At 38.6% G+C, this 12,410-nt stretch carries 10 protein-coding genes; 5 read left to right on the forward strand and 5 right to left on the reverse strand.

The window, feature by feature from the left end; all coding sequences use genetic code 11:
* Positions 1 to 41: 41 nt before the first annotated feature.
* Positions 42 to 1,499, reverse strand: a complete 1,458-nt coding sequence (locus ABN099_RS10265) for a DUF2867 domain-containing protein (RefSeq protein ID WP_349463645.1) — start codon at positions 1,497 to 1,499, stop codon at positions 42 to 44.
* A 52-nt stretch (positions 1,500 to 1,551) separates the two neighbouring features.
* The gene (locus tag ABN099_RS10270) at positions 1,552 to 2,454 is read right to left on the reverse strand and encodes a lysine exporter LysO family protein (protein WP_349463646.1); all 903 of its coding nucleotides are present in this window, start codon (positions 2,452 to 2,454) and stop codon (positions 1,552 to 1,554) included.
* Between the two features lie 345 nt (positions 2,455 to 2,799).
* Between ABN099_RS10270 and ABN099_RS10275 the strand changes: the two genes are divergently transcribed.
* The 3 genes from ABN099_RS10275 to macB all read left to right on the forward strand — a co-directional run bounded on the left by ABN099_RS10275 (position 2,800) and on the right by macB (position 7,683).
* Entirely contained in the window at positions 2,800 to 4,473 is a 1,674-nt protein-coding gene (locus tag ABN099_RS10275) for an ATP-dependent endonuclease (RefSeq protein ID WP_349463647.1), read from the forward strand.
* Between the two features lie 148 nt (positions 4,474 to 4,621).
* The gene (macA, locus tag ABN099_RS10280; protein ID WP_349463649.1) at positions 4,622 to 5,731 is read left to right on the forward strand and encodes a macrolide transporter subunit MacA; all 1,110 of its coding nucleotides are present in this window, start codon (positions 4,622 to 4,624) and stop codon (positions 5,729 to 5,731) included.
* Positions 5,731 to 7,683, forward strand: a complete 1,953-nt coding sequence (gene macB, locus ABN099_RS10285) for a macrolide ABC transporter ATP-binding protein/permease MacB (RefSeq protein WP_349463650.1) — start codon at positions 5,731 to 5,733, stop codon at positions 7,681 to 7,683. The genes macA and macB overlap by 1 nt, the downstream gene beginning before the upstream one ends.
* Positions 7,684 to 7,888: 205 nt before the next feature.
* Here macB and cspD read toward each other — a convergent pair whose 3' ends face one another.
* Positions 7,889 to 8,098, reverse strand: coding sequence for a cold shock domain-containing protein CspD (gene cspD / locus ABN099_RS10290; RefSeq protein WP_349463651.1), 210 nt, complete (start codon positions 8,096 to 8,098; stop codon positions 7,889 to 7,891).
* A gap of 294 nt (positions 8,099 to 8,392) precedes the next feature.
* Here cspD and clpS point away from each other — a divergent pair, with 294 nt between their 5' ends.
* Both clpS and clpA read left to right on the forward strand, forming a co-directional pair.
* Positions 8,393 to 8,707 (forward strand): ATP-dependent Clp protease adapter ClpS, encoded by a 315-nt coding sequence (gene clpS / locus ABN099_RS10295; protein ID WP_349463652.1) that lies wholly within the window; start codon positions 8,393 to 8,395, stop codon positions 8,705 to 8,707.
* A gap of 30 nt (positions 8,708 to 8,737) precedes the next feature.
* Positions 8,738 to 11,032 (forward strand): ATP-dependent Clp protease ATP-binding subunit ClpA, encoded by a 2,295-nt coding sequence (gene clpA, locus ABN099_RS10300; protein ID WP_349463653.1) that lies wholly within the window; start codon positions 8,738 to 8,740, stop codon positions 11,030 to 11,032.
* A 140-nt stretch (positions 11,033 to 11,172) separates the two neighbouring features.
* Here clpA and infA read toward each other — a convergent pair whose 3' ends face one another.
* Positions 11,173 to 11,391 (reverse strand): translation initiation factor IF-1, encoded by a 219-nt coding sequence (infA, locus tag ABN099_RS10305; RefSeq protein WP_004244560.1) that lies wholly within the window; start codon positions 11,389 to 11,391, stop codon positions 11,173 to 11,175.
* 326 nt (positions 11,392 to 11,717) lie between these two features.
* The gene (gene aat / locus ABN099_RS10310) at positions 11,718 to 12,410 is read right to left on the reverse strand and encodes a leucyl/phenylalanyl-tRNA--protein transferase (RefSeq protein WP_349463654.1); all 693 of its coding nucleotides are present in this window, start codon (positions 12,408 to 12,410) and stop codon (positions 11,718 to 11,720) included.

The raw sequence follows: 12,410 nt of genomic DNA on the forward strand, positions 1-12,410 counted from the left end.
CATAATAAAGTGATTTTTTTACTTAAAAATGGATATTTTGGCTATTTCTCTTCACTGGTAGGTGAATTTTTATCCAGTTTATACGCATTATTACTGATTGATTGTGCCATACCTTTAAAAATAAATAAGTGAGCAGGCATCATGGCAAACCAATAAAGTAGTCCACTAAAACCAGCAGGGTGCCACCAAGCTCGAACATCTAATGAACGAAGGTTACCGCTATCATGAATAGTAAAAGAGAGACGACCCAACCCCGGGGCTTTCATACCAAAAAGTAAGGTAAGCTGCTTTTCTGGTTGAATTTTAATCACTCGCCAGCCATCAATCATATCGCCAAGTTTGAGCGTTTCATGATCAGGTCTGCCATAAGTGACTTTATTACCTGCAATATCATCCATAATAGCTCTAATTTTCCATAAAGAATTGGCATAGAAATAACCTTGTTCACCACCAATTTGTTGCACTGTATGCCACAGCGATCCCGCACTGGCTGATGTCGAAATCGTATAGCCCGCATTTTTAGGGTAATAACCATAGCCAGGTTTCCAACGATTACGAACAACAGGAGAGTAACCCCAATCTTGGTTATCAATTGCTGCTTCTTCATCAGCAAGGGTTTCTTTGACGGCGTCATCAAATGAAATAAGAGCTTGAGGAATAAGTTTGCGTAATGGCTCGTCTTTCGCGGGAAGATCGTGCTTTAATCCTTGAATAAGCTCTTTAGCAATAGAGGTGGGAACAGACGTTATCATGCTGATAAAACCAGCAGAGATGATGCTTTCGGGAATGGGTAATGGAATTAACAGGCGTTTTTTCCCTGAGATCTTGATGAAACGCTCAAAAAGCGTTTGATAACTAATATATTCAGGACCACCAGCATCAAAAATACGATGTTGGTGCGTTGGGTGCGCGATAATTTCAGTTAAATAATGAATTAAGTTTTTTAACGCAATAGGGGATGATTTTGAACGAACCCAACGTGGTGGTGTTAATACTAGCAGGTTGTAAACCATATCACGCATAATCTCAAAAGCCGCAGAACCCGGACCCACAATCATCGAGGTGCGAATTTCTGTAACGGGAATGGTGCTGGTTCTTAATACTTCACCTGTGAGTTTTCTGGCAATTAAATGAGGTGAATACTGTTGATCTTTATGCTGCAACGCACTTAAAAAGATTATCTGTTTGACGTCGGAATCTTCTAATGCATCTACAACATTTAGTGCAGCTTGGCGCTCTTGCTCAACTAAGTTATGCGCATCACCCATACTATGTACAAGGTAATAGACAATATCAGTGTTGTGCATTACCTGCTTTAAGGTATCAGGTTTATGTAAATCGACAAAAATGCAGCGAGTATTTTCCCAGCCTTGAGACATCATCCAGTCTATTCGGCGAGCACCCGCAGTAACCTGATGCCCTTGGCGAATTAATTCTGGTATAAGATTTTGACCTATGTGCCCACTTGCACCAAGTACCAATACACGCTGTTGATTCATTGTTAACCCACTGTAAAAAATGACTTAGTAACTTCTATTGTTACTGATTTTTCTATGAAGTAAAGAAAGCCATTAATATTGGTGTGATTAAACTTAAAACGAAACCATGGACAATAGCCGCTGGGACAATACTTACACCACCACTACGTTGTAAAACAGGTAGGGTAAAGTCCATAGAAGTAGAACCACAAATACCTAATGCTGTATTTCTATATCGATTAACAATAATAGGAATAAGCATAATAGCTGCCAGCTCACGCATTAAGTCGTTAAAAAAGGCAGTACTACCAATAACAGGACCAAAAGCATCGGTTAAAACAATACCTGATAATGAGTACCAACCATAACCCGAGGCAATGGCTAATCCCATTTTCATTGGTAACCCAAGTAAATAAGCGGCTAATGCACCACCAGCAAGGGCACTAATTCCCATTACAACCGCGACTGTTGTGCCTCGGCGGTTAATTAAAATCTGTTTTGGACTCATGCCGCTATTACGCAGTTGTAGTCCGACTAACCACAATAAGAAAATAAGTGCGCCCTGACTTGCGTGAGCAGCATAATTAAAAATAGACCAACCCGTTAAACCCACTAAAAAGCCTAAAACTACGACACCACATAATTGTAGTGACTCAAGTATCATTTTTATGCGTGATGGGGGTTTGGATTGCTTATGAGCAGGAACATGCCACGGATCTTTTTTATCTAATAGCCATAAAAACAGTAAATTGGCGCCAAAAGTACAAAAAAAGAAGACACTGGCATAAGATAAAATAGAGACTAAGTTTTCACCAATATTATCTAACATAGCTAAACTAACGCCCATGATAAATAGGATAACGTAAACCATCGCGCTGAGCAGGCGATTAGCTAATTGAAGAAGTGGACGATGGTTTAGCTTAATCAAATACCCTACAAAAAGAGGAAGTAGGATAATTAATAACCCTGATAACATTGCTATTCCTTACTGAGCGGTCTCAAATTATAAAATAAACTAATAACGTGACTTGCATTATAACATTTACTAATGATGTTGTGGATACAAAAACGACGAATAAGTTCAAAATTTTTATTGGAAGAGCAAGAGCCTAACACGATTATTAAAAAGAAACGTAGATTGCTAGAAAATTAAACTATTTCGATGGTTATCGAATAGTTGAGTAAATTTTATTACGGCTTATGTTAACTATGATATTAATGGCAATATTATTAAGTGAAATTATTGATATAACAATAAAACGAGTTGATAAAATAGGGCAGAAAATAGAACCATAACTTAGTCGTTACCTGCGAGGATAATATGTATTTAGAACGAGTGGAAATAGCAGGATTTCGGGGGCTAAATCGCCTATCGCTCCCCCTTGATATGAATACTGTTTTAGTAGGCGAAAATGCATGGGGCAAAACCTCATTATTAGATGCGCTAACTCTAAGTTTAGGAATTGAGTCCTACCAATACGCTTTTACGCCAGAAGATTTTCATCGTTTACCCGATGAACCTGAAAATAGCAAAAAAAGTCTGCAAATTATTTTAACATTTACAGAAATCCGTCCTGGTCGTCATCGTTCTTATCGTTTTCGTAAATTAGCACCCATTTGGGTAGAAAATGGTGATGAGCTTAAGCATATCTATTTTCGTATTAGCGCTGAACTTGATGAAGAACAAAATGTAAAAACGTTTCGCTATTTTCTTGATAAAGAAGGAAAACAAATTCGTTTACCCAATGGACAGACAAGCGAAATTATTGCTGAAATTGTGCGGCTTTATCCAGTTCTTCGTCTACAAGATGCGCGTTTTATGCATAAGTTAACCACAGATGTGATTGAATCTCACAACAAACCTCAGCGTGAAGCGTTTAATAGTAAGATGAGTGATCTTACCAAGGCATTAGTTAACAACCCTTACAATCTTTCTGATGAAGATTTAAGAGAAGGGCTGGATGCAATGCAACAGTTGTTGGGGCACTATTTTGCTGATCATGGCTCTTTATTATTTAAATTTAATCGACATAACCATAAAGCCAATGAACCTCATGTTCGAGGATGGCACGCTTTAGAAAACATTAATAAGATTTTGGCAAAGCCTAATCAGCGCAATATTCGATTGATTATTTTAGGCATGTTTTCATCTATTTTACAGTCGCGTGGTAGCGCTGCACTTGATCCTTACGCCAGACCTATTGTTATCGTCGAAAACCCAGAAACACGTTTACATCCGATTATGCTATCTGTTGCATGGGGATTACTTAATCTATTTTCTTTACAACGAATTACGACAACAAACTCAGGCGAATTACTTTCATTAGCTTCTTTGCAAAGTGTCTGTCGTTTAGTGCGAGATACTGACAAAGTGGCTGCTTATCGTTTAGGTAATCGGCAGTTGCAAGCAGATGAAGAGCGCCGAATATCTTTTCATATTCGTTATAACCGCCCGTCGGCACTATTTGCTCGTTGTTGGTTATTAGTTGAAGGTGAAACTGAAATTTGGTTGATGAACGAATTAGCAAGGCAATGTAGTTATTTCTTTGAGTCAGAGGGCGTGAAAGTTATTGAGTTTGCACAGTGTGGACTTAAGCCATTATTAAAGTATGCAACATTAATGGGAATAGAATGGCATACCTTGGTTGATGGTGATGATGCGGGTAAAAAATACGCAGCGACAGTAAAGGATTTTGCTTTACGAATGAATGATGCTGAACGTGACCGATTAACTCGTTTACCTGCTTTAGATATGGAACACTTCTTATATAAAGAAGGCTTTCGTAATGTGTATCATGATGTCGCAGGCGTCGCCGATAATGAAAAATGGCCAACTCGACGGGTGATTATTAAAGCAATTCAGCGATCTTCAAAACCGGATCTCGCACTAACGGTGGCTAACAATGCTGCTCAACGAGGAGTAGATTCAATTCCTTCGCTATTAAAAAGTATGTTCTCGCGCGTTGCTTGGTTAGCAAGAGGAAAAGCAAACTAGAAAGAATGTGACTATTTAATCTATTTTTGATTTATAAACCAGTAGCTATAAATACTGGTTTTATTAGTGCTTAGTGTGGCGATATATTGTCATATTAGGCACTTATTGTTTTCTTTTATTTTATCTTAATGATTAAGAAGGATGTTTTATGGCTTTTTTTCCTTTAAAAAAGCAAGGGAAAGTCATTACCCTTATTTTGGTTATTGTCGCTATCGCGGCATATTTTTTTGTGCCAAGGGAGAATTTGCCCACTTACCACACTGAAACTATCACCCGCGGAGAACTTTCTAAAGAGGTAACGGCAACAGGTAAGCTTGATGCAGTAAGAAAAGTAGATGTAGGTGCTCAGGTTAGTGGACAGCTACAAACTCTGTTTGTAAAAGAAGGTGATGCGGTTAAAAAAGGCGATTTATTGGCGATTATCGATCCTAAAAAAGCACAGAACGATGTCACCGAATCGCAAGAAACAGACAACGAACTAAGGGCTAATTTACAACAAGCTAAAGCTGAATTACGTTTAGCGCAGTTAACTTATCAACGTCAACTCAAATTGATTGGTACTTATGCAATAGCACAAGAAGAGCTAGATCGCGCTAAAACGGATGTTGATGTTAAAAAAGCGCGTATTATTACTTATGAAGCTCAAATAAAGAAAAACCAAGCTACGCTAGATACCGCAAAAACAAATCTGCAATATACACGGATAACTGCACCGATGGATGGTGTTGTCACCTTTATTAAAACCCTTGAAGGGCAAACGGTTATTGCAGCGCAAGAAGCACCCACTATTTTAACTTTAGCTGATTTAGACACCATGTTAGTGAAAGCTGAAGTGTCTGAGGCTGATGTTATCTATTTAAAACCAGATCTTAGCGCTTCTTTTACGGTGTTAGGTGCGCCAGATAAAGCCTTTAGTGGTAAATTAAAAGATATCCTGCCAACGCCTGAAAAAATTAATGACGCTATTTTTTATTATGCTCGTTTTGAAGTGCCTAACGATCAGCATCTGTTGCGTTTACAAATGACGGCTCAAGTGAAAATCTTACTTGAGAATAAAGCGAATGTACTATTGATCCCTTTATCAGCATTAGGTGACGAAAAAAGTGCAAATCAATATAACGTTGATGTATTGGTTGAAGGAAAACCAGAAAAACGTGTTGTAAAAATTGGTATGCGTACCGATGTTTATGCAGAAGTTCTCAGCGGATTAAATGAAAACGATAAGGTTATTTTAGGTGAAACCTCAGAGGAGTCATAATGTCTGCATTATTAGAACTCGATAACGTTAGCCGGTTATATACCAATGGCGAACAAGAGACGGTTGTTCTAGATAAAGTCTCACTAACAATTAATGCCGGTGAAATGGTGGCGATTATTGGTGCTTCAGGTTCTGGCAAATCGACGTTAATGAATATTCTCGGTTGCTTAGATAAACCAAGTAGCGGGGAATATAAAGTTGCAGGTTTAAGTGTCGCAAAAATGCAAAGCGATCAACTTGCTGCATTGCGCCGAGAGCATTTTGGTTTTATTTTCCAACGCTATCATCTAATGGCTCATCTTAGTGCTGAGCAGAATGTTGAGATCCCTGCTATTTATGCGGATAAAAATAAAATACAGCGTAAAGCGCGAGCAAAGGCGTTATTAACACGACTGGGGCTTGGTGAGAAAGTTGATTATCGTCCAAATCAGCTTTCAGGCGGTCAGCAGCAGCGCGTCAGTATTGCAAGGGCACTAATGAATGGCGGTGAGGTTATTCTTGCTGATGAGCCTACAGGCGCGTTAGATAGCCATTCAGGTAAAGAGGTGATGTCAATCCTTAAGCAATTAAATGAGCAGGGGCATACTGTCATTATTGTCACCCATGACCCTTTAATTGCTAAGCAAGCATCACGAATAATTGAAATTCAAGATGGTAAAATTATTAGTGATAATCACCATCAAACGGATATCAATAGAATAACAAAAGAAGTATTAACGCCACCCCCTTCAAATTCTTCATATATTGCTCAAGTGATAGGTCGTTTTACTCAGGCATTAGATATGGCTTGGCGTGCTATGGTGGTAAATAAAACCCGTACACTTTTAACTATGCTAGGAATAATCATTGGTATCGCTTCTGTTGTAACAATCATTGTTATTGGTGATGCGGCGAAAAGTATGGTGCTGGCGGATATTAAAGCGATAGGTTCAAACACTATCGATATTTATCCTGGAAAAGACTTCGGCAGTGATTCTCCGGAAGATAGGCAATCTCTAACCCTTCAAGATGTGTATGCATTAAAACAGCAATCGTATATACAAGCAGTAACGCCTGAAGTGAGTTTTAGCACCAGATTGCGTAAAGGTAATCAGGACTCTCCAGCCCAAGTTGCGGGTGTTAGTGACGATTATTTTACTGTTTATGCGATGAAATTTGCACAAGGTCGTACTTTTTCAACGGATATGATCCAGCGTCAAGCACAGGTTGTGGTTATTGATGAAAATACGCGACGTCGTTTTTTCGGTAATAAAAAGCAAGTTATTGGTGAGCAGATTATTATTCGTAATATTCCAACCACTATTATTGGTGTTATTTCTGAACAAAAATCGGCATTTGGCAATAGTAAATCTTTAAGAGTCTGGGTGCCTTATAGCACATTAAATAGCCGTATTTTGAACAGAGCCTATCTTGACAGCATTACAGTAAAAGCCAAAGAAGGCTACGATGCTAATATTGCAGAGCAACAAATTATCCGCTTACTTACCGTAAGACATGGCAAGAAAGATATCTTCACTTATAACATCGATAGCTTGCTTAAAGCAGCAGAAAAAACGACACAGACTATGCAACTCTTTTTAACGTTGGTTGCGGTTATCTCTTTGGTTGTTGGTGGTATTGGTGTTATGAATATCATGTTGGTTTCTGTAACTGAAAGAACGAGAGAAATTGGTATCCGAATGGCAGTAGGTGCCAGAGCAACGGATGTAATGCAGCAATTTTTAATTGAGTCGGTATTAGTTTGTTTAGTCGGTGGCTTAATCGGTATTGGGCTTTCATTTGGTATCGCAATGATTGCCAGTTATTTGTTACCTAATTGGGATTTTGTCTTTCAGCCAATCGCACTAATTAGTGCTTTTGCCTGCTCAACAGCAATTGGCGTTATCTTTGGTTTTCTGCCTGCAAGAAGTGCCGCAAGAATGAATCCTATTGATGCCTTAGCAAGAGAATAATTTTATGTACTAGATATGCTCACTCCTATAATAGTTTGAGCTAGTATTATAAAGAGAGATGAAATTAATAGTGCACCCTTTATTATCTAAAGGGTGCACTTATTGAATAGATAAAATACGGTTTTATTACTTGAGTACTTAGCGAGCTTGAATCACAAAAAGGTTGATAAAAGAGAGACCCGTCATACTCGTTTTATGCTGCCTTTCATTCAATAATAGGAATGATAAGATCAGCATGATCACCTTTGGGTCCTTTTATCGTACTATAATTAACTCTTTGCCCCGCTTTTAGCGTGCGATAGCCTTCCATTCGAATTGATGAATAGTGGGCGAAAATATCTTCACCGCCTTCTGCTGGGGTAATGAAACCGAAACCCTTAGCATTATTGAACCACTTAACTGTACCTGTCTCCATACTTAGCATCTCTCATATACTTGTACTTGTATTTATTTACTTAACATTACCTTCAGTATATTTACTGAGCTGTTCATAAAACATACTCTAATTTATTGTTTCTGTCGTCAAGGGGCTAGGGTGGTAGAAGCTGTTTCAAATAAGTGAAATTTTGATGTAGCTAACGCTTTGTTATTTATTTAAGTGTAAAAAGAGGTAATAAAAAACCGTTGATAGGCAGAGTTTCCTGTGAGATGGTAAACTAGACGTTATGTAGATAAAACGTTTTAACAAATAAATGAGTAGTGCAAAATAATGGGCCAGTTTGATTTTTTAACAGAAACCATACTAAGGGATGAAGTTAGTCAGCTTAACGAACCACCATCAATGTACAAGGTGATCTTGAATAATGACGACTACACCCCCATGGATTTTGTTGTAGATGTGCTTACGATCTATTTTTTCCTCAATGAGGAAAAAGCCACACAAATTATGTTGGACGTTCACCATAAAGGAAAGGGAGTTTGTGGGGTTTATAGTGCGGATATCGCTGAAACTAAGGTGACACAAGTTAATTTGTATGCCAAAGAAAATGGTCATCCACTTTTGTGTACACTTGAAAAGGCATAATCCGGTTAGTCTTTTAAGGAGGAGGTGCTTATGCTTAATCACGAATTAGAGCTTAGTCTTAATGTTGCATTCGCGAAAGCCCGTGATAACAGACACGAATTTATGACTGTAGAGCACCTGTTGCTGGCGCTATTGAGTAATAAATCAGCGCGTGAAGCATTGGAAGCTTGTAAAGTCGATTTAGCCGCTTTACGTGAAGAACTCGAAGTCTTTATTCGTAAAACAACCCCAATTCTACCTGAGAATGTAGAACGAGAAACTCAGCCTACACTCAGTTTTCAACGCGTTTTGCAACGTGCTGTTTTTCACGTTCAATCATCGGGTAAAAATGAAGTCTCTGGTGCAAATGTGCTAGTGGCTATTTTTAGTGAGCAAGAATCTCACGCAGCTTACCTATTACGTAAACACGATGTTAGCCGTCTTGATGTGGTTAATTTTATCTCTCACGGTATTTTGAAAGATGATCAACAAAATGATGATCCTTCTGATATGAGTGATATGAACACCCAATCTCAACAAGAGATGCCACAAAGCGATGATCATATGGATAACTTTACCACTAACTTAAATCAGTTAGCGCGCCAAGGTAAAATTGATCCGCTTATTGGTCGTCAGGCTGAATTAGAACGCACAATTCAGGTACTTTGTCGCCGCCGTAAAAATAATCCTCTGCTGGTGGGTGAATCAGGTGTTGGTAAAACCGCTATTGCTGAAGGGCTTGCATGGCGTATCGAGCAAGATGATGTTCCTGATGTAATGAAAGGTTATACCCTCTATTCACTTGATATTGGTTCGCTATTAGCGGGTACAAAATATCGTGGTGATTTCGAAAAACGTTTTAAAGCACTACTTAAAACGTTAGAGAAAGATGAAAAAAGTATCTTATTTATTGATGAAATTCATACCATTATCGGTGCCGGTGCAGCATCTGGTGGACAAGTCGATGCGGCAAACTTGATTAAACCATTACTATCAAGTGGTCGTATTCGCGTGATTGGCTCTACGACTTATCAAGAATTTAGTAATATTTTTGAAAAAGACAGAGCCCTTGCTCGTCGATTCCAAAAAATTGATGTTACAGAACCCTCTGCTGACGAAACCGTTTTAATTATTAAAGGATTACGTCAGAAGTATGAAGCGCATCATGATGTGCGTTATACCAATAAAGCAATTCAGGCAGCCGTCGATTTATCGGTTAAATACATTACTGATAGACATCTTCCTGATAAAGCTATTGATGTAATCGATGAGGCTGGTGCAAGAACACGTTTGGTTGCACCAAGTAAGCGTAAAAAAACGATTAATGTCTCTGATATTGAGTCTGTTGTTGCAAAAATTGCCCGTATTCCTGAGAAAACAGTGTCTAGTAGTGATAAATCGACACTGAGAAATCTTGATAACCAACTGAAAATGTTGGTATTTGGGCAGGATGAAGCGATTCATGCATTATCTGAATCAATAAAAATGAGCAGAGCAGGATTAAGCCAAGACAATAAACCCGTGGGTTCTTTCTTATTTGCGGGTCCTACTGGTGTTGGTAAAACAGAAGTTACTGTTCAATTGGCAAAAGCGTTAAATATTAAGTTACTGCGCTTTGATATGTCTGAATATATGGAACGCCATACAGTTAGCCGATTAATTGGTGCTCCTCCTGGTTATGTCGGTTTTGACCAAGGTGGACTGCTAACTGATGCGGTGATTAAAAATCCGTATTCCGTCGTATTGCTTGATGAAATAGAAAAAGCACATCCTGATGTGTTCAATATTTTATTACAAGTTATGGATAACGGAACATTGACGGATAATAACGGCCGTAAGGCTGATTTTAGAAATGTTATTTTAGTGATGACAACCAATGCGGGTGTGCGAGAAACACAACGTAAATCAATTGGCTTTACTGAGCAAGATAACAGTACTGATGCGATGGTTGAAATCAAAAAAGCCTTCTCACCAGAGTTTCGTAACCGTTTAGACAGCATCATTTGGTTTAATGCCTTATCACCAGAAATTATCTCGATGGTAGTCGATAAATTTATTGTTGAGCTTCAAGCTCAGCTAGATGATAAAGGTGTTTCTTTAGAAGTAAGCCAAGAGGCACGCCAATGGCTGTGCGATAAAGGCTATGATAAAGCGATGGGTGCAAGACCAATGGCGCGTGTTATTCAGGAAAACCTGAAAAAGCCATTAGCTAATGAAATTTTATTTGGTTCGTTAGTCAGTGGTGGCTCGGTTTCAGTAACCTTAAACAGCCAGTCTAATAAGTTAAGTTATGAATTTTTAAGCCAAGAGAAGTCGGCAAATAGAAAGGAAGATACTGTCATCTAAGAGGTGGCAGTTCACTAACTCAAGTGAAAAGCATACACCACAGGTTGGGCATAAATAAATGCTTTGCCTGTGGTGTTTTTTTTCACCCTAATTATTTGTTCATTTAGAATAGAACAATATTGGGAGAGAACAGATTGGGATCAACGGCTACGGAAGATGATACGGCCTTTGCTCAGGTCATATGGGGTCAGCTCAACGGTAACCTTGTCGCCTGTCAGGATACGAATATAGTTTTTACGCATTTTTCCTGAAATATGAGCGGTAACGACGTGTCCGTTTTCTAATTCTACGCGGAACATCGTGTTTGGCAGAGTATCCAGTACAGTGCCTTGCATTTCAATGTTGTCTTCTTTGGCCATCTAATCCTCTAAGTTTTAATAACCATATTTTTTAAACGGCAAGATAATGCCGAAAATATTGACCTATGTAAAGGAATGTTATTGGATAGCAAGTGCATTAATCTTGCTAATTTGTTTAACTTCCTTACCGTTGCTTGCGTTTTACTAGCCTAAAGCTATCGTAATAACAGAAGCAATAATTCTGAGTGTCGTGGTATTTATAGCAATAAAGTAGCTCACCCTAACCACGTAATGGGTGTAGTAATATTAAATTTTTGTATCAACCGCAAAATGGCTGCGCCAATTTTGTCTTAAACAAGAAGGGGTTTTACAAAAATGAGCGGTGATTATAATTCCAACGATTGTTGATACCAACACTTTTTATCAATAATCACTTTTTTCCAGCGAGATAGAGAGGCTAAATAGCTTTCTCGAGATATCTCAGTAGCACCTAACGCCGAAGTATGAGAGTTTAACACCTGACAATCAAATAGTTGACCCCCATAACGAAGAAAATGGTTATAAAAAGCAATAAAGGCGCATTTTGAGGCATTATCTTTGCGGCTAAACATTGATTCACCACAAAAAACCGCACCTACGTTAACACCATATAACCCACCAACCAATTCATCAGCTTCCCACACTTCGACCGAATGAGCTAGTCCTTCTTGATATAACCCTTCATAACCCCTTTTAATATCGGCGCCTATCCATGTTCCTTCTTCACGAATAGAGCAAGCTTCAATAACAGATGAGAATGCATGATTTAGCGTTATCTTATAAGGATGTCGTCGCAAAAATTTTTGCAAAGTACGCCCAATATGAAGCGATCCCGCGGGCAATACAGCTCTTGGATCCGGTGACCACCATAAAGGTGCCTCAGATGGAAAATACCAAGGAAAGATCCCTAATTGGTAAGCAACTTTTAATCGAGAAGGGGAGATATCTCCCCCTATTGCTAATAAACCATTTGGCTCTTTCAATGCTAAATGTGGTTCAGGAAAATCAAAATCACTATCATCTAATTGAAACAACGGCAT

This window comes from Proteus hauseri, assembly GCF_040139125.1.
GTDB classification, from domain to species: domain Bacteria; phylum Pseudomonadota; class Gammaproteobacteria; order Enterobacterales; family Enterobacteriaceae; genus Proteus; species Proteus hauseri_B.

Excerpts from the sequence above, each read along its gene's own strand:
- ABN099_RS10265 (WP_349463645.1), bottom strand. The coding sequence starts at position 1,499 with ATGAATCAACAGCGTGTATTGGTACTTGGTGCAAGTGGGCACATAGGT.
- ABN099_RS10270 (WP_349463646.1), bottom strand. The coding sequence starts at position 2,454 with ATGTTATCAGGGTTATTAATTATCCTACTTCCTCTTTTTGTAGGGTAT.
- ABN099_RS10275 (WP_349463647.1), top strand. The coding sequence starts at position 2,800 with ATGTATTTAGAACGAGTGGAAATAGCAGGATTTCGGGGGCTAAATCGC.
- macA (WP_349463649.1), top strand. The coding sequence starts at position 4,622 with ATGGCTTTTTTTCCTTTAAAAAAGCAAGGGAAAGTCATTACCCTTATT.
- macB (WP_349463650.1), top strand. The coding sequence starts at position 5,731 with ATGTCTGCATTATTAGAACTCGATAACGTTAGCCGGTTATATACCAAT.
- cspD (WP_349463651.1), bottom strand. The coding sequence starts at position 8,098 with ATGGAGACAGGTACAGTTAAGTGGTTCAATAATGCTAAGGGTTTCGGT.
- clpS (WP_349463652.1), top strand. The coding sequence starts at position 8,393 with ATGGGCCAGTTTGATTTTTTAACAGAAACCATACTAAGGGATGAAGTT.
- clpA (WP_349463653.1), top strand. The coding sequence starts at position 8,738 with ATGCTTAATCACGAATTAGAGCTTAGTCTTAATGTTGCATTCGCGAAA.
- infA (WP_004244560.1), bottom strand. The coding sequence starts at position 11,391 with ATGGCCAAAGAAGACAACATTGAAATGCAAGGCACTGTACTGGATACT.
- aat (WP_349463654.1), bottom strand. The coding sequence starts at position 12,410 with ATGCCGTTGTTTCAATTAGATGATAGTGATTTTGATTTTCCTGAACCA.